The sequence below is a fragment of the Mycobacterium sp. NGS49 genome, from assembly GCF_059812565.1.
Window position 1 is genome coordinate 1 of record NZ_JCALCX010000001.1, and the last position, 16,462, is coordinate 16,462.

General features: G+C 68.1%; 16 protein-coding genes. 8 read left to right on the plus strand and 8 right to left on the minus strand.

The window, feature by feature from the left end; translation table 11 throughout:
* Positions 1–974, minus strand: a 974-nt coding sequence (locus tag AC5Y7D_RS00005; RefSeq protein ID WP_499920272.1) for a carbohydrate kinase family protein, incomplete at its 3' end; no start/stop codon positions are given.
* Between the two features lie 201 nt (positions 975–1,175).
* On the opposite strand from AC5Y7D_RS00005, the gene AC5Y7D_RS00010 reads away from it, so the two are divergent.
* Complete coding sequence (locus AC5Y7D_RS00010; protein WP_499920274.1) at positions 1,176–1,838, plus strand: Rv0361 family membrane protein; 663 nt, start codon at positions 1,176–1,178, stop codon at positions 1,836–1,838.
* Positions 1,839–1,857: 19 nt separating this feature from the next.
* Here the strand turns inward: AC5Y7D_RS00010 and AC5Y7D_RS00015 are convergent, their stop codons facing one another.
* On the minus strand, positions 1,858–2,214 hold the full coding sequence (locus AC5Y7D_RS00015; RefSeq protein ID WP_065133487.1) for an iron-sulfur cluster assembly accessory protein: 357 nt from the start codon (positions 2,212–2,214) through the stop codon (positions 1,858–1,860).
* A 78-nt stretch (positions 2,215–2,292) separates the two neighbouring features.
* On the minus strand, positions 2,293–3,369 hold the full coding sequence (locus tag AC5Y7D_RS00020) for a glycerate kinase family protein (RefSeq protein WP_499920911.1): 1,077 nt from the start codon (positions 3,367–3,369) through the stop codon (positions 2,293–2,295).
* Between the two features lie 229 nt (positions 3,370–3,598).
* Between AC5Y7D_RS00020 and AC5Y7D_RS00025 the strand changes: the two genes are divergently transcribed.
* Genes AC5Y7D_RS00025 through AC5Y7D_RS00040 form a run of 4 tightly spaced genes read left to right on the plus strand, consistent with a single transcriptional unit; the run spans position 3,599 to position 6,576 of the window.
* Positions 3,599–4,207, plus strand: coding sequence for a DUF3043 domain-containing protein (locus AC5Y7D_RS00025; RefSeq protein ID WP_499920913.1), 609 nt, complete (start codon positions 3,599–3,601; stop codon positions 4,205–4,207).
* Positions 4,208–4,232: 25 nt separating this feature from the next.
* On the plus strand, positions 4,233–4,766 hold the full coding sequence (locus AC5Y7D_RS00030) for a bifunctional adenosylcobinamide kinase/adenosylcobinamide-phosphate guanylyltransferase (protein WP_499920276.1): 534 nt from the start codon (positions 4,233–4,235) through the stop codon (positions 4,764–4,766).
* A complete protein-coding gene (gene cobT / locus AC5Y7D_RS00035) occupies positions 4,763–5,839 on the plus strand; it encodes a nicotinate-nucleotide--dimethylbenzimidazole phosphoribosyltransferase (protein ID WP_499920278.1) in 1,077 nt (358 codons plus the stop codon). The genes AC5Y7D_RS00030 and cobT overlap by 4 nt, the downstream gene beginning before the upstream one ends.
* The gene (locus AC5Y7D_RS00040; RefSeq protein ID WP_499920280.1) at positions 5,836–6,576 is read left to right on the plus strand and encodes an adenosylcobinamide-GDP ribazoletransferase; all 741 of its coding nucleotides are present in this window, start codon (positions 5,836–5,838) and stop codon (positions 6,574–6,576) included. Before cobT ends, AC5Y7D_RS00040 begins: the two co-directional genes overlap by 4 nt.
* A gap of 73 nt (positions 6,577–6,649) precedes the next feature.
* Here the strand turns inward: AC5Y7D_RS00040 and AC5Y7D_RS00045 are convergent, their stop codons facing one another.
* Together AC5Y7D_RS00045 and gcvT are read right to left on the minus strand one after the other, a co-directional pair.
* Positions 6,650–7,756, minus strand: coding sequence for a branched-chain amino acid aminotransferase (locus tag AC5Y7D_RS00045; protein WP_499920283.1), 1,107 nt, complete (start codon positions 7,754–7,756; stop codon positions 6,650–6,652).
* Between the two features lie 53 nt (positions 7,757–7,809).
* Positions 7,810–8,913 carry a glycine cleavage system aminomethyltransferase GcvT gene (gcvT, locus tag AC5Y7D_RS00050; RefSeq protein ID WP_499920286.1) on the minus strand — a complete coding sequence of 368 codons (1,104 nt, stop codon included), beginning with the start codon at positions 8,911–8,913 and terminating at the stop codon, positions 7,810–7,812.
* Between the two features lie 70 nt (positions 8,914–8,983).
* Between gcvT and AC5Y7D_RS00055 the strand changes: the two genes are divergently transcribed.
* The gene (locus AC5Y7D_RS00055; RefSeq protein ID WP_499920915.1) at positions 8,984–10,141 is read left to right on the plus strand and encodes an adenylate/guanylate cyclase domain-containing protein; all 1,158 of its coding nucleotides are present in this window, start codon (positions 8,984–8,986) and stop codon (positions 10,139–10,141) included.
* Positions 10,142–10,406: 265 nt separating this feature from the next.
* Complete coding sequence (locus AC5Y7D_RS00060; protein WP_499920288.1) at positions 10,407–11,957, plus strand: leucyl aminopeptidase; 1,551 nt, start codon at positions 10,407–10,409, stop codon at positions 11,955–11,957.
* A gap of 7 nt (positions 11,958–11,964) precedes the next feature.
* On the opposite strand, the gene AC5Y7D_RS00065 is transcribed toward AC5Y7D_RS00060, so the two are convergent.
* Together AC5Y7D_RS00065 and AC5Y7D_RS00070 are read right to left on the minus strand one after the other, a co-directional pair.
* Positions 11,965–13,611 (minus strand): phytoene desaturase family protein, encoded by a 1,647-nt coding sequence (locus tag AC5Y7D_RS00065; RefSeq protein ID WP_499920290.1) that lies wholly within the window; start codon positions 13,609–13,611, stop codon positions 11,965–11,967.
* On the minus strand, positions 13,554–14,018 hold the full coding sequence (locus AC5Y7D_RS00070) for an SRPBCC family protein (RefSeq protein ID WP_499920292.1): 465 nt from the start codon (positions 14,016–14,018) through the stop codon (positions 13,554–13,556). Before AC5Y7D_RS00070 ends, AC5Y7D_RS00065 begins: the two co-directional genes overlap by 58 nt.
* 188 nt (positions 14,019–14,206) lie before the next feature.
* Here AC5Y7D_RS00070 and AC5Y7D_RS00075 point away from each other — a divergent pair, with 188 nt between their 5' ends.
* Entirely contained in the window at positions 14,207–14,551 is a 345-nt protein-coding gene (locus tag AC5Y7D_RS00075; RefSeq protein WP_499920294.1) for an aminopeptidase, read from the plus strand.
* On the opposite strand, the gene AC5Y7D_RS00080 is transcribed toward AC5Y7D_RS00075, so the two are convergent.
* Complete coding sequence (locus tag AC5Y7D_RS00080) at positions 14,548–16,329, minus strand: SDR family oxidoreductase (protein ID WP_499920296.1); 1,782 nt, start codon at positions 16,327–16,329, stop codon at positions 14,548–14,550. The genes AC5Y7D_RS00075 and AC5Y7D_RS00080 overlap by 4 nt on opposite strands.
* Positions 16,330–16,462 lie beyond the last annotated feature (133 nt).

Here is a 16,462-nt window from a genome sequence, read left to right on the forward strand (position 1 = left end):
TAGGCGAGCACCGCAGCGATCTCGGCCGCCGCGTCCTCGCCGTACGCGCCGGCCAACCGGGCTGTGGCGGTCGACCGGTCCCACTGCCATTCCTGCGTCCCGGTCGACTCCAGCACCAGCACGGCTACCAGCGACCCGAGTTGGGCTGAGCGCTCCAGGTTCAGGCCCGCGCTGCGTCCGGTCAGGAAACCTGCGCGGAAGGCGTCGCCGACACCGGTGGGGTCGGTCTGGCTGGTCTCCGGCACCACGCCGACGTGCACTTTGGCGCCGTCACGTTCGAAGATGTCGACGCCGTCAGCGCCCAGCGTGGTCACCCGCAGATCCACCTGGGCCATCACGTCTGCTTCGGTCCAGCCGGTCTTGGACAGCAGCAGGTCCCATTCGTAGTCGTTGGTGAACAGGATCGTGGCGCCGTCGATGAGCTGCTTGATCTCCTCACCGGACAGCCGGGCCAGCTGCTGAGACGGGTCGGCGGCAAAGGGCAGGCCGAGCTTGCGGCACTCCTCGGTGTGCAGGGCCATCGCCTCGGGATCGTTGGCTCCGATGATCACCAGCTCCGGCGTACCGATGGCCGTCACCACGTCCGCCAGCTTGATATCACGGGCCTCGGACATGGCACCCGGGTAGAACGACGCGATCTGGGCCATGTCGACGTCGGTGGTGCAGGTGAAGCGTGCGGTATGCGCGGTCTCCGAGAGCCGGACGTGGTCGCAGTTGACCCCGTGGGCTTTCAGCCAGTCCCGGTAGTCGGCGAAGTCGGCACCGGCGGCACCGATCAGTGCGACGTCACCGCCCAGCACACCGATGGCGAAGGCCATGTTTCCGGCCACTCCCCCGCGATGCACCACCAAGTCGTCGACCAGGAAGCTCAGCGACACCTTGTGCAGGTGTTCGGGCAGCAGCTGCTCGGAGAATTTGCCGGGGAAGCGCATCAGATGGTCTGTCGCAATAGAACCGGTCACCGCGATGGTCACGAAAAATCCACCCTTCGTTTGTCAGTCGTATAGCCTCTCACGAACGTCAGCCCGGCGACGAACGCTGTCGCAGCAAGGCTGACACTCGAGGCGGCCCGCAGCCCTTGCGCTAGCCTGCCTAGAGACTCACCTGGTTGCCGCGGCTGGACACTCGGACGGCAACCCCTTCGTCGCCTCGTCCACCAGCGTAGGAGAACACCCATGGCCGGTCCGCACCCGCCGAACCCTGCTGCTGGCGGTGAGGGCACTCGACAAGTGCAGCCCTACCCGGGGCCGGGCGCGCCCGAGACTCTGGACTTTCCGCACAACGAACCGGCCTACGGTTCCCGTGACGCGGGCGGACCCGCGGCCGGCTACGGCCCGCCGCCCCCGGCGAAGCGACGGCCCAGGCGCCTGCTGATCGGCATCCTGCTGGCACTTGCGCTGGTCGCCGCGTTGACCGCCGCCATCGTGTACGGGGTGCGCACCAACGGGGCCAGCGCCGGCGGCTCCCTGTCGGAAGCATCCGCCAAGACCGCGGTTCAGAATTACCTCAACGCGCTGGCCCACAAGGACATCGACGTCATCGTGCGCAACACGTTGTGCGGCATCTATGACGCCGTCAAGGACAAACGCTCCGACCAGGCCCTGGCCAAGCTGAGCAGCGACGCCTTCCGCAAACAGTTCTCAGAGGTCGCGGTGACCTCGATCGACAAGATCGTCTACCTGTCGCAGTACCAGGCCCAGGTGCTGTTCAGCATGCAGGTGACCCCTGCCACCGGCGGGCCGCCGCGCGGTCAGGTGCAGGGCATCGCCCAGCTGCTGTTCCAGCGCGGGCAGATCATGGTCTGCTCCTACGTGCTGCGCACCGCCGGTCAGTACTGACGCAAACGGCCCGGCGGCGTCAGTTGAACGAGTCCCCGCACGCGCACGAACCGGTGGCATTCGGGTTGTCGATGGTGAAGCCCTGCTTCTCGATGGTGTCCACGAAGTCGATCGACGCACCTTCGACGTAGGGGGCGCTCATCCGGTCCACCGTCAGCGTCACGCCGCCGAACTCCACCGTCAGGTCGCCGTCCAGGGTGCGGTCGTCGAAGAACAGGTTGTAGCGCAGCCCTGCGCATCCGCCCGGCTGGACGGCGATGCGCAGCGCCAGGTCGTCACGTCCCTCCTGGTCCAACAGCGACTTCGCCTTCGCAGCAGCAGCCTCGGTCAGGATCACGCCGTGGGTCGCGGCGGTCGGCTCGTTCTGCACCGTCATTGCTTCTCCTACATGCTCATTGTCGGGTGGGCCTGGCCAGCGATAAGTCTGCGGCCTGCTCACGGGAAACCCACTACGTCAACGGTACCCTGGCGGGCCGCTATTCCCGAGTCGTGCCGCGGTCTCAGAGGCCAGTCCCATCAGCTGATTGGCCGCATCGGCCAGCGCCAACCGCACCGAGCCAGCGTATTCGCTCATAGCCAGGGCGGACATGATTCCCGACACGCGGGTAGTCGCCTTGTCCACCGAGACCTGACCGGCCAGCACGATCACCGGGATACCGAGCTGACGAGCGGCCGCGGCGATCTCGCCGACCACCTTGCCGTGCAGCGACTGCTCGTCGAAGTGACCTTCGCCGGTGACGATCATGTCCGCATCTTCGAGATCGTCGGCGAAGTTGGTGAGTTCGGCGAAAATCGCGGCACCGGATTCGCAACGGCCCCCCAGGGCGAGTAAGCCCGCTCCGATTCCCCCGGCGGCACCTGCGCCGGGCTCGGCACTCACGTCGCGTCCGGCGACCGTGTCCAGCACCAACGCCCACGCCTCGAGGCGGAGCTCCAACTTGGCGACTGTGGCCGAGTCCGCGCCTTTCTGCGGAGCGAACACCCGCGCGGCGCCCCACGGCCCCAGCAGCGGATATTCCACGTCTGAGGCGGCGATCAGCTCGATACCGGACAACCACTGCCGAGCGGTGTCCAGGCCGCCCAGCTCATGGATCATCCCCTGGCCCCCGTCGGTGCACGCACTGCCGCCCAGTCCCACCACGATCCGCACCGCGCCGGCCTTCAACGCGGCAGCGATGAGTTGACCGACGCCCTTGCTGTGCGCGGCCATCGCGGTCTCCGGGGTCGGCGGACCGCCCAGCAGCGCCAACCCGCACGCCTGGGCACACTCCAAGTAGGCCGTTCTGGAGCGCTCGTCGAAAACCCATTGGGCGCTGACGTCGGTGTCCAGCGGCCCGGACACGCGCAGCCGCCGCAATCCCCCGATCCGATTGGCCAGCACTTCGACGAACCCCGGACCGCCGTCGGATTGAGGTGCGACGATGAAGGAGTCACCCGGGCGGGACCGAGTCCAGCCGGTGGCGATGGCCGCCGCGGCCTCCACCGCCGACAGGCTGTCGCCGTAGCAGTCCGGAGCCACCAGCACCCGCATGGCGGGCAACTGCAGCCTGCCGGGCCCGAAGCCACCGGCAGCACCATCCCCCGCCTGCGCCCCGTTCATCAAGGCCAGCGTAGGTGTACCGGCAGATTGCCGTAGGCAATACAGCCGCAATTAAGCAGGCTCACACCGGCGAAGTAACCTGACGACTGTGAAGCTGCTGGGCCGCAACAAAGGCCAGGACGATGGTGACGACGCGCCTTCCGCACAGGACCGGGACTCCCTGTCGGAGGAGGCGGCGTCCCGGAATACCCGCACCGGCCCCAAGGGGCGGCCGACACCCAAGCGCAACGAGGCTCGTCGTCAGGGCAGGAAAGGCCCCGTCGCGCCGGCGCCGATGACGGCGGCCGAGGCCCGGGCCCGGCGCAAGTCGCTGGCCGGCCCCAAGCTCAGCCGCGAGGAACGTCGCGCCGATCGCACGGCCAGCCGGGCCCGCATGTCGGAGCGCCGGGAACGAATGATGGCCGGTGAAGAGGGTTACCTGCTGCCGCGCGACCAGGGGCCGGTACGCCGCTATGTCCGCGATGTGGTGGATGCCCGACGCAACGTCCTGGGTTTGTTCATGCCGTCGGCGCTGGTGTTGCTGGCCGTCATGTTCGCGGTGCCGCAGCTGCAGTTCTACATGTCCCCGGCCATGTTGCTGCTGATGGCGCTGATGACGATCGACGGCATCATCCTGGGACGCAAGGTGGGCCGGATGGTGGACGCGAAGTTCCCGAAGAACACCGAAAGCCATTGGAAGTTAGGTCTTTACGCCGCCGGGCGCGCTTCGCAGATGCGGCGGATGCGGGCTCCGCGACCCCAGGTCGAACGCGGTGCCCATGTCGAGTGATCAATTGAAAGCCGCCTGATCTGACGTGCGCACGCTGGTACTCGGCGGCATCAGGTCGGGAAAGTCCCGGTGGGCGGAGGACGCCATCGCCGGCGCGGTCGCGCCCGATCAACCGGTCCGCTATCTGGCCCCCGGCCCGCTCGACGGGGCCGACCCGGACTGGTTGCAGCGGATCGCCACGCATCGCGACCGTCGCCCAAAGCACTGGACGACGGAGGAAAGCGACGACATCTCCCGGATCCTGCGGCAACCGCCGTCGGTCCCCACGCTGGTCGACGACCTCGGCACGTGGCTTACCGGAGCGCTCGATCGTCACCACGGGTGGGACGGCGGCTCAGTGGACGCGCCGGTCCAGCAGTTGCTGTGCACGCTCGACGCCTTCGCGGCGACGCTGGTGCTGGTCAGTCCGGAGGTGGGGTTGACCGTCGTGCCCGCCACGGCCTCCGCACGCCGTTTCGCCGACGAGTTGGGCCGCCTCAACCAGCGGGTGGCCGCGCTGTGTGACCGCGTGGTGCTCGTGGTGGCGGGACAGGCGCTGACGATCAAGGCGCCGGCATGATCGGGTTCGCGCCGGTGTCGCCACCCGACCCGGGCGCCGAAGCAGCCGCCCGCGCCCGCCAGGACACGTTGACCAAGCCGCGCGGTGCGCTGGGCCGGCTCGAGGACCTGGCGGTCTGGGCCGCGGCATGCCAGGGCGAGTGCCCGCCGCGGCAGTTCGAGCGGGCGCGAGTGGTCGTCTTCGCCGGGGACCACGGTGTGGCCCGCTCGGGAGTATCGGCATATCCGCCCGAGGTGACCGCGCAGATGGTGGCCAACATCTCAGCGGGCGGAGCGGCCATCAATGCGCTGGCTGACGTCGCGGGCGCGACGGTGCGAGTGGTCGACATCGCCGTCGACTGCGAGGACCACCTGATCGCGGCGTCGGACAAGTTCAGCGACAAGATCCGTCGTGCCAGCGGGGATATCGCCGTCGAAGACGCCCTGACCGAAGACGAGACCGCGCGGGCTATCGCGGCCGGTCAACAGATCGCCGACGACGAGGTCGACGCCGGCGCCGATCTGCTCATCGCCGGCGACATGGGGATCGGCAACACGACTCCGGCCGCGGTTCTGGTGGCAGCGCTGACTAACGCCGAACCGGTGGCGGTGATCGGCTTCGGGAGCGGGATCGACGACGCCGCCTGGTGCCGTAAGACGGCCGCGGTGCGCGACTCCCTGTTTCGGGCGCAACCGATCATCGATAACCCGGTGGCGTTGCTGCGCTGCTGTGGCGGCGCGGATTTCGCGGCGTTGGCCGGCTTCTGCGCGCAGGCCGCGGTACGACGAACCCCGCTGCTGTTGGACGGCATGGCCGTGACGGCCGCGGCCCTGGTCGCCGAACGGCTGGCGCCCGGTGCGCGGCAGTGGTGGCAGGCCGGCCATCGGTCCACCGAGCCGGGCCACACGCTGGCGCTGGCGGCCCTCGAGTTGGAGCCGATTGTGGACCTGCGGATGCGGCTCGGCGAGGGCACCGGCGCCGCGCTCGCATTACCGGTGCTTCGCGCCGCGGTCGCCGCACTGTCCTCGATGTCCACGTTCACCGAGGCCGGGGTCGCCGGTGCGGTCGACCCCGCCGACCCCGAAACCCCGTGATCCGTTCGCTGGCAACGGCTTTCGCCTTCAGCACGGTGCTGCCAATCCCTGGTCGGGCGGCCGGTTCGATGGGGCGAGGCGCGCTGACCGCACTGCCGGTGGTCGGCGCCGCGCTTGGCGCGCTCGCCGGCACCGTGACGTGGGGCGGCGCGGCAGTATTCGGCCATTCCAGCGCAATGCCGGGCCTGCTCGCCGTGGCAGCGCTGCTACTGGCCACCCGCGGCCTGCACATCGACGGGGTGGCAGACACCGCGGACGGACTGGGCTGTTACGGACCGCCGCAGCGCGCGCTGGCGGTGATGCGTGACGGGTCCTGCGGGCCGTTCGGCGTCGCCGCCGTCGTCTTGGCGATCGCCTTGCAGAGCGCGGCGTTCACGACACTGGGTGTGCCCGCGATCGTTCTGGCGGTGTTCGCCGGCCGGGTCAGCGCGGTGCTGGCGGGTAGACGCTCGGTGCCCGCGGCCGAGGGTAGCGCACTGGGCGTGCAGGTTGCGGGGACCCAGCCGGCGCCCGTGGTGGCGGCGTGGCTGGCCGTTCTGCTCGCCGGTTCCGTGCTGGCCGGTACCCGGCCGTGGCAGGGACCGGTGGCTGTGCTGGTCGCGGTGAGCTGCGGGGCGGGTCTGGTAGCGCATTGTGTGCGACGATTCGGTGGCATCACCGGTGACGTGCTGGGCGGCACGATCGAGCTGACGACGACGGTCTGCGCGGTGCTGCTGGCGGGCCTCACGCCCCTGTGACGCTTGCCGAGCGTGAAGCCGGCTGCACGTTCGCGTCTCAGCGTGAAGCCGGCTTCACGCTCGGCGAGACGGACTAATCGAGTCGCGACATCCAGCCGTGGGTGTCGGCGAAGGTGCCGCGCTGGATCCCGGTCAACGTGTCGCGCAGCGCCATCGTCACCTCGCCGGAGTGTCCGTCGGCGATGGTGAACTCGCCGTCGCCGTACTTCACCCGCGAGACAGGTGTGATGACCGCCGCGGTGCCGCAGGCGAACACCTCGGTGATCTCACCGGAGGCGGCCTTCTTCTCCCACTCATCGATGTCGATCCGACGTTCCTCGACCGCAAATCCGGCATCAAGGGCCAACTGCAACAACGAGTCTCGGGTGATGCCGGGTAGCAGCGAACCGGACAGCTCGGGGGTGACCAGGCGCGCCGAACCACCACTGCCGAGCACGAAGAACAGGTTCATCCCGCCCATCTCTTCGACGTAGCGGCGTTCCACGCCGTCCAGCCACACCACCTGGTCGCAGCCGTGTTCGGCGGCCTGAGCCTGAGCCAGCAGCGAGGCGGCGTAGTTACCACCGAACTTGGCGGCTCCGGTGCCGCCCGGACTGGCCCGCACATACTCGGTGGAGACCCACACGGTCACTGGACTGATGCCGCCCTTGAAGTACGCGCCGGCCGGCGAACCGATCAACAGGTAGCGGTACTCCTTTGCCGGCCGGACGCCCAAGCCGGGCTCGGTGGCGATCATGAACGGCCGCAGATAAAGCGCTTCCTCGCCGCCGGCCTTGGGCACCCATTGGTTGTCGACGGCGATGAGCTGGCGCAACGATTCGAGGAACAGCTCGTCGGGCAACTCCGGCATCGCCAGACGCCGCGCCGACGAGCGCATCCGCGCGGCGTTGGCGTCGGCCCGGAACGCCACCACGGACCCGTCGGCCCACCGGTAAGCCTTGAGCCCTTCGAACACTTCCTGCGCATAGTGCAGCACGATGGCCGACGGGTCCAGCTCGATGGGGCCGTAGCCGAGGACGCGCGCGTTGTGCCAACCCTGGCCTTCGACGTAGTCGATCGAGACCATGTGGTCGGTGTGGTAATTGCCGAAACCCGGGTCCGAAAGGATCGCTACCCGCTCGGCCTCGGAGGCGGGATTTTCCGCGCGCGAAACCGTGAACTCGAGTGGGCCGCTGGTCATGAGGCTGATTCTATAACCGCACGCGAACAGGTTTTTGCCACGCGAATCGGGCTCTACCGCGTCTTCAGCTCGACGAACGGCGGACGTACCACTTCACACTCGACCGCTCGTCCGCGGACGTCGACGGTGATTTGCTGGCCGTCCTGTACGCCGGCGTCGGAGTCGATCAGTGCCAGCGCGATACCCAGCTGCAGGGTCGGCGAAAACGTGCCCGAGGTCGTAATGCCGATTGCCTTGTCGGCATCGAGCACGGTGAGGCCGGGCCGCAGCACCCCGCGGCCGGTGGTGCGCAACCCGCGCAACAGCCGTCGCGGACCGGCTTCCTTCTCGGCCAGTAGCGCCTCGCGGCCGAAGAACGCGTCCTTCTTCCAGCCAATGGCCCAACCGCAGCGGGCCTGCAACGGCGAGATGTCCAGCGACAGTTCGTGCCCGTGCAGCGGATAGCCCATCTCGGTGCGCAGGGTGTCGCGTGCGCCCAGACCGGCCGGCTGGCCCCCGGCTTCAGCGACGGCCGCGACCAAGGCGTCGAAAACGACTCCCGCCGAGTCCCACGGAGGCAGTAGTTCGTAGCCGTGTTCGCCGGTGTAACCGGTGCGGCAGACCCGAACGGGCACACCGGAATACGTCGCGTCGGCGTAGCCCATGTAGTCCATCTCGGTCGGCAGCCCCAGCTCGGCGAGTACCTCGGCGGACCGGGGCCCCTGAACGGCCAGCACCGCATAGTCGCGATGCAGGTTGGTGATGGTGAGTTCGGCGGGTGCGGCCCTGCGCAGCGCCTCCACCACGGCGGCGGTGTTGGCCGCGTTGGGCACCAGGAAGATCTCGTCGTCGTCGACGTAGTAGGCGATCAGATCGTCGATGACCCCACCGGTGTCGGTGCAGCACAAGGTGTATTGCGCCTTGCCCGGGCCGATTCGGCTCAAGTCGTTGGTGAGCGCGGAGTTGACGAAGTGCGCCGCACCCGCGCCGCGCACCGATGCCTTGCCCAGGTGGCTCACATCGAACACCCCGACGGCGTTGCGGGTGGCGTTGTGCTCGCCGACGGTGCCGGCGTACGAAACCGGCATCAGCCAGCCGCCGAACTCGGCGAAACTCGCACCAAGCTCGCGGTGGCGTTCTTCCAACGGTCCATGTAGCAGATCTGCGGCGTCGCTCACGGCGTCCCACCCTAGCTCGGCGACGATGGCCGCCGCGCAGCGGCGGCAGGAGGAGCCGGGCATCTCACCAATGCGCGTCGCTGCTGGCACACTTGGGCAGGTGTTCGATTGGGATGCGATGGAAGCCGCCGGAATCGCTAACCCGCGTGAGCGCGCCGATCTGATCAAGTATCTGGACGACCTCGGCTTCACCTTGGATCAGATGGTGGAGGCCGAACGGCGTGGCCGTTTGTTCGGGTTGGCCGGTGACGTTCTGCAATGGTCCGGCGCCCCGGTCTACACCGTGGCGGCGGCCGCCGAACAACTCGGATTGTCGCCCGAGCAGGTCGCGCACGCCTGGGCGCTGCTGGGCCTGACGTTTGCCGGTCCCGACGTTCCGGCGCTGAGCCAGGCTGACGTCGACGCGCTGGCGACCTGGGTCGCCCTCAAGCAGGTGGTGGGTGAGGACGGTGCACTGGGCCTGCTGCGGGTGCTCGGTGCCGCGATGGCCCGGCTCGCCGAGGCCGAGTCGACGTTGATCCGCGCCGGCACGCCGGATATCCAGATGACCCACACCAACGACGAGTTCGCCACCGCGCAGGCCTATCGCTCGGTCGCCGAGTTCGTTCCCAGATTGGGAGCGCTGATCGACATCGTGCACCGTCACCATCTGACCAGCGCACGTACCCACTTCGAGGGCGTCATTCGTGACTCGTCGTCAAGTGTGGTGTGCGGCATCGGTTTCGCCGACCTGTCAGGTTTCACCGCACTCACCCAAGCACTCACGCCCGCCCAGCTGTCGGCGTTGCTCAATGAGTTTGCCGGTGCGGTGTCTGACGTCGTCCATGCCGACGGCGGCCGGGTGGTGAAGTTCATCGGTGACGAGGTGATGTGGGTGAGTGCCTCGCCCGAACAGTTGGCCAACGCCGCCGTCGATCTCGTCGACCACCCAAAGGCGCGCGAGGAAGGCCTGCAGGTTCGCGCCGGCCTTGCCTACGGCACGGTCCTGGCCATCAACGGCGACTACTTCGGCAACCCCGTCAACCTGGCCGCCCGCCTGGTGGCAGCCGCCGCGCCCGGGCAGATTCTTGCCGATTCGGCGCTACACGACCAGCTGCCGAATTGGCCCGCGACACCACATGGGCCGTTGACACTCAAGGGCTTTGACCAGCCGGTGCCGGTCTTCGAACTCCGCGCGGGCGGCGGGGAGCACGACGACGGCCAGGCAGGGTTGCGCTGTGCCAGGTAGCCACATCGACTCGCACGACTAGTCCCGACTGTCGGGCTCCTCACCGGCCGCTCACGCGCCCGCCTTCGTCGCACGACTAGGCCCGACTGTCGGGCTCCTCACCGGCCGCTCACGCGCCCGCCTTCGTCGCACGACTAGGCCCGACTGTCGGGCTCCTCACCGGCCGCTCACGCGCCCGCCTTCGTCGCACGACTAGGCCCGACTGTCGGGCTCCTCACCGGCCGCTCACGCGCCCGCCTTCGTCACACGACTAGGGTTATTCGCCGTGACCACCACCGCTTCGGGCTACCAGGCTCCCACCGTCAACGTCGCGACCTCCCTGCCCAAACGGGGTGTGGGCGCCTCGGTCCTGCTGGTGCCGGTCGTCTCGACCGGAGAGAAGGACGAACCGGGCGCCACCGTCGCCGCCGGCTCTTCGCTGCTGCCCGCCGATGCGGTCGCCGAAATCGAGGCCGGCTTGCGGGCTCTGCGCGCCACCGGCAGCGCCGAGCAGGTGCACCGGCTGGTGGTGTCGTCGCTGCCGGTGGCCAGCGTGCTCACGATCGGGCTCGGTAAACAGCGCGAAGAATGGCCGAGCGATCTGATCCGTCGCGTAGCCGGCGTCGCGGCCCGATCCCTCGGCACCGCCGACGCCGTGATCACCACGCTGGCTGACCTGCCCGGCGCAGAGATCTGCGAGGCCGTGGTCGAGGGCCTGATCCTGGGCAGCTACCGCTTCAGCGCCTTCCGCAGCGCCAAGACGGCACCCAAAGACGCCGGGCTGCGCAAGATCACCGTGCTGTCGTCCGCCCGGGACGCCAAGAAGCAGAGCGCGCACGGCGCGGCCGTCGCCACCGCCGTCGCCACCGCCCGCGACCTGGTCAACACCCCGCCCAGCCACCTGTTTCCCGCCGAATTCGCAACGCGGGCAAAGGCTTTGGGTGAGTCGGCGGGCCTCGAGGTGGAGGTGCTCGACGACAAGGCCCTGAAGAAGGCGGGCTTCGGCGGCGTGATCGGGGTGGGTCAGGGTTCTTCGCGGCCACCACGCCTGGTACGGCTGATCCACCGTGGTTCGCGACTGACCAAGAACCCTAAGCGGGCGAAGAAGGTCGCGCTGGTGGGCAAGGGCGTCACCTTCGACACCGGCGGGATCTCGATCAAGCCGGCCGCGCAGATGCACCACATGACCTCAGACATGGGCGGCGCCGCGGCGGTCATCGCGACGGTGACGCTGGCTGCCCAGCTGCAGTTGCCGATCGACGTGATCGCGACGGTGCCGATGGCCGAGAACATGCCGTCCGGGACGGCGCAGCGACCTGGGGACGTGCTGACCCAGTACGGCGGAACCACGGTCGAGGTGCAGAACACCGACGCCGAGGGCCGACTCATCTTGGCTGACGCCATCGTGCGGGCATGCGAAGACAACCCCGACTACCTGATCGAGACCTCCACACTGACCGGCGCACAGACGGTGGCGCTGGGCGCCCGAATCCCCGGGGTGATGGGCAGCGACGAATTCCGCGACCGCGTTGCCGCGATCTCCCAGCGGGTGGGCGAGAACGGCTGGCCCATGCCGCTGCCCGACGAACTCAAGGACGACCTCAAATCGACGGTTGCCGACCTCGCCAACATCAGTGGTCAGCGTTTCGCCGGCATGTTGGTGGCCGGGGTGTTCCTGCGTGAGTTCGTCGCCGACTCGGTGCAGTGGGCGCATATCGACGTAGCCGGGCCGGCCTACAACACCGGCAGCCCCTGGGGGCACACCCCCAAAGGCGCCACCGGCGTGCCTACCCGCACCATTTTCGCGGTGCTGGAGGACATCTGCCAGAACGGTTAGCAACGCGTCACTTGGTCAGCAGCGAGAAGACGGCGCGCCTCGCCGTGCGCCGCGGCCACCCGTGCCAACCGTCGGCGGCCAGGGCCGCGTTGGCCGCATTACGCCCGCACGCGCCGTGCACCGAGCCGCCGGGCGTCGCCGACGCGCTGCCCAGATAGAGGCGTTCGATCGGCGTTTCGGCTCGGCCCATGCCGGGAGCGGGACGGAAGATCAGCATCTGCTGCAACTGCGCGGTACCGCCGTTGAGCGCACCTAGGTGCAGGTTGGCGTCGCTGGCTTCCAGGTCCGACGGACGTTGCACGAACCGGTGCACCACACGGGCCCCGAAGCCCGGCGCATGCTCCTCGATGACGTCGTCCATTGCGTTGGCCAACTGTTCGGCCGACTCGTCGTCGTGCACATTGCGCGGCAAATGCGTGTAGGCCCAGACGCTTTCGGTGCCCTTCGGCGATCTGCTCGGGTCGGCGGTGGTGGTCTGGCCCAGCAGCATGAACGGGCGCTGGGGCACCATGCGGGTGTTGATGTCGGCCATCCAGCGGACCAGCCCGTGCCCGTCGGCACCCAGGTGAACGGTGCCGACGCCGGCCAAATTTGTGGCGCGCCAGGGGACCACGCCGTCCAGGGCGTAATTCACCTTGACTACCGGCGGATCCCAGACGAAATGCTCGAGATCGCTGAGCAACGAACTCGGCAGCGCGTCCGCCGGCAGCATGTCGCAGAACAGGCGCGGCGCGGTCACGTCAGCTACGACTGCGCGGCGGGCCTTGACCACCCGACCTCCGGTGGTGGTGACACCAACCGCCCGCCCGCCCCGCACCTGGATTCGGGATACGTTCTGGGCGTACTCGATTCGGGCGCCCGCCGCACAGGCCCGGTTCACCAGGGCCGCGGTGAGCTGACCGGAACCGCCGACGGGTACCGGCCAGCCACAATCCTGGGCAAGCATGCACATCAGAAAGCCCATCACACCGCTCCCGGGTGCATCGAGCGGAATGTCGGCGTGCAACGCGTTGCCCAGCAGCAGGGTCTTCGGCGCCTCGCCGTCGAACAGTCGATCCGCCATCGTGTTCGCCGGCTGCACAAGAAGATTGGCCAGCCGGATCGCCTCGGCGCTGCCGAGCTTGGTGAGCAGCTGAGCAAGCGGGAGCATCGGCGGGAAGGGCGCCAACAACGCCTTCATCAACGGAGCCTTGATCTTCTCCCACAACTCCACCGCGCGTAGCCAGTTGTCGCCATCGGCTCGCTCGCGGCGACCGAATTCCGCCGCGGTGCGGGCGGGGTCGTGGTAGATGATCGCCGGATCCTCATCGGCGGCATTGAGTGGATGACCCACCACTGCCGGCGCGTGCGACCACCGCAGTCCGTGATCTTCCAGCTGCAGGGCCGCGATGGCCGGCGAGGCCACCGTCATCGGGTAGAACGAGCTGAACAGATCGGTGATGTAGCCCGGGGTCAGCTCGGCGCTGCGCACCGCGCCACCGGGTTCGGGCTGGGCTTCGAGCACCAGCACGTCCCAGCCGGCATCGGCCAGCATCGCCGCGGCAACCAGTCCGTGGTGTCCCGCCCCGATGACAACCGCGTCCACCGCGTCCACTGTTACTTGACCTGGCTGGTCTTGAGGCGTTCGGCCAGGGCACCGAGACGCCACAGGCATTCGCGGTTGCGTGGATATACCGCTGCCAGGGCGACCCGGTCGGGCAGCAGGCTGGCCGGCCCGTTCACTGGCACCTCGATCATCTCGATCCGGCACCCGTCGGGAATATCGCTGAGGCGCAGGGTGATTCGTGCTGCACCAAAAAGTCCGACGCGAGCCTTGAGCACCAGTTCCTCGCCCGGCGTGCAGCTTTCCGACTCCGTCTTGTCGTTGATCACCAGAGGCCAGACACCCACCGAGTGCTTGATCGCGGAGCCGGGCTCCGGCCAATTCGAGTCGACCGCACGCGTACGGCTGTTGCCGACCACCCATTGCGAGTAGGTCCAGCCATTGGCGATCACCTCCCACACCGCCTCGCGGGACGCCGAGACGTCTCTGATAGTCGCCAATTCCTTCGTCAGTGTCATGACAAGTCCTTCCGCATCAGAATCACCAACGCGGAGTACCCCCGCCGCCGGAAACTACCGCGCCAAGTGCGCTGGGTAACGCGCCACCGTGGCACCAGGCCAACCGCCGGCAAACATCTGCCGGTTTAGCTGCAGACGGCCGCGGCTATTAATGCAGCAGCAAGATCCGCCTCGGGAAAGGTCGAAAAGTGACAGTACGACGGTTGATCATCGCGGTAAGCGCCGTGTTGTTGGTGGCCGGCGTGATTGGCTTGCTGGTGCCGGTGCAGGTATCCAACAGCAACGGCGGAACCGTTTCCTGCGGGAACGGGATTGCCACGGACCTGTCCGGAGCCCGAGCGGCCAACGACCGTAACGGCGCCAACATCCCGATTCTCAACGAGATCATTCCGCACACCGACTTCGTGGCTCAGTGCGAGTCTGCGGTGTCGAGCCGACGAATGTGGACGATCCCGCTGACGGTGATCGGCATTGCCGGCATCGCCGGGGCGCTGCTGGTGCGACGCACCCGGGGCGCACCGGTTGAGGTTTAGATCACCTTCATTCGGGCGGTGCTGCGCAAAGCCTGCGGCAACGCCCGGGACACGCCATACAGGGCATAGGCCTCGAAGGTGACCGGCCGTATCGGCTTGTTCTTCTTGACCGCGGACACGATGGCGTTGGCGACCTTGTCGGGCCCGTAACTGCGCAGGTCGAACATTCTGTCCAGCTGCCCGCGTCGGCCGTCGACCTTGTCGTCGTCCTTGCCTGCGGCGTCGAACCGGGTGGTCGCGACGATGTTGGTATCGATGACGCCAGGGCAGATCGTGGTCAGCCCGACATCGGCGGCGTCCAGTTCGGCCCGCAGGCAGTCGGAGAACATGAATGTCGCCGCCTTGGAGGTGCAGTACGCATTGAGCGACTGCAACGGCGCGTAAGCCGCCATTGACGAGACGTTAACGATGTGACCGCCGGTGCCGCGCTCGACCAGGCGCTTGCCGAAAGCCCGGCAGCCGTTGACCACTCCGCCCAGATTGACATCCAGCACGCGGTCGAACTGCTCGGCCGGGGTGTCCAGGAAAGCGCCGGCCTGGCCGATGCCGGCGTTGTTGACGACGATGTCGGGCACCCCGTGCTCGGCACAGACCCTTTCGGCGAAGGCCTCGACCGCGTCGGAGTCGGACACGTCGAGCACGTAGGCGTGGGCGACGCCGCCGCGCGCGGCGATCTGGGCGGCGGTGTCCTTGACGGTGGCCTCGTCGATGTCGCTGATGACCAGCTCGGCGCCCTCCCGGGAGAAGGCGATCGCGGTTTCACGGCCGATGCCGCTGCCGGCCCCTGTCACCGACACCAGTGTGTCGCCGAAGTAGCCGCGCGGGCGGCCGACTTGTGCCCGCAACATCGCCCGGCTCGGTTGCTTGCCCTCGCTGAAGTCGGCGAAGTCGTGCACCGCGGCGGCCATCACCTGTGGGTGCGACATCGGCGAGAAATGGCCGGCCCGGATGTCGCGCCGCCACAGCCGCGGCACCCAGCGGGCCGTCTCGTCGTATCCGTGCGGCCGCACGTACTTGTCCTTGGTGTTGACGATGAGTTGCACCGGCGTGTCGATGATGTGCACACCCCGGCGGCGGAAGTCACCGGAGAACGAGCGCCAGTAGTTGGCGGGATACGTCTTCACCGACGTCGCAGCGTCACTGGGCAACTTGTCGGAGTGGTGTATCTGTTCGGCGGGGATGTTGTCGACGATGTTGCGCCGCACGGCCGCGCTCGACAGCGCCAGCCGCAGCACCAATGGGGCCAACACCGGGATCGAGAAGAAAGCCATATAGGTCAAGCGCAGCACCTGACTCACCGCCCGGCCCAGACGCCGCACGCGCCACGGCCGGCGCAGAGCACCGAAGATGAAGCTGACCAGTTGGTCCTGAGCCGGGCCGGACACCGATGTGAACGACGCGACGCGATCGGCGGCGCCGGGACGGCTGAGGTATTCCCAGACCGCCACCGAGCCCCAGTCGTGGGCCAGCACGTGCACCGGCTCACCGGGACTCAACTCGGCGATGACCGCGGCGAAGTCGTCGGCCATCCGGGCGGTGCTGTACGCGGACACCGGCTTGGGCGCCGAGGACAGGCCGACCCCGCGGTTGTCGAACCGCAGAATCCGAAACCGTTGAGCCAACAGCGGAACCACGCCGTCCCACAACACATGTGAGTCCGGCCAACCGTGCACCAGCACCACGGTCGGTCCTTCGCGTTTGCCCTCCTCGTAGACAGCGATGCGGACACCGTCCGCGCTGTCGACGAACTGCTGGGGTGCATGTTGTGTTGCCGGCATCGAACCTCCGCCGCCTGCGACTTGCCGTTGGGGAACAGTTGCCACACCGTAGCAAGCCCTACCGTCAGGACACGCCCCCGAAGTCGCCGCGCCCTGAATGTAGGTCGCCGGTGGCAGAGTGAAAGGATAAGTT

Coding starts and splice junctions, on each gene's coding strand:
- AC5Y7D_RS00010 (WP_499920274.1), top strand. CDS start 1,176: ATGGCCGGTCCGCACCCGCCGAACCCTGCTGCTGGCGGTGAGGGCACT.
- AC5Y7D_RS00015 (WP_065133487.1), bottom strand. CDS start 2,214: ATGACGGTGCAGAACGAGCCGACCGCCGCGACCCACGGCGTGATCCTG.
- AC5Y7D_RS00020 (WP_499920911.1), bottom strand. CDS start 3,369: ATGCGGGTGCTGGTGGCTCCGGACTGCTACGGCGACAGCCTGTCGGCG.
- cobT (WP_499920278.1), top strand. CDS start 4,763: ATGATCGGGTTCGCGCCGGTGTCGCCACCCGACCCGGGCGCCGAAGCA.
- AC5Y7D_RS00045 (WP_499920283.1), bottom strand. CDS start 7,756: ATGACCAGCGGCCCACTCGAGTTCACGGTTTCGCGCGCGGAAAATCCC.
- AC5Y7D_RS00055 (WP_499920915.1), top strand. CDS start 8,984: ATGCGCGTCGCTGCTGGCACACTTGGGCAGGTGTTCGATTGGGATGCG.
- AC5Y7D_RS00065 (WP_499920290.1), bottom strand. CDS start 13,611: ATGCCTGTGGCGTCTCGGTGCCCTGGCCGAACGCCTCAAGACCAGCCA.
- AC5Y7D_RS00070 (WP_499920292.1), bottom strand. CDS start 14,018: ATGACACTGACGAAGGAATTGGCGACTATCAGAGACGTCTCGGCGTCC.
- AC5Y7D_RS00080 (WP_499920296.1), bottom strand. CDS start 16,329: ATGCCGGCAACACAACATGCACCCCAGCAGTTCGTCGACAGCGCGGAC.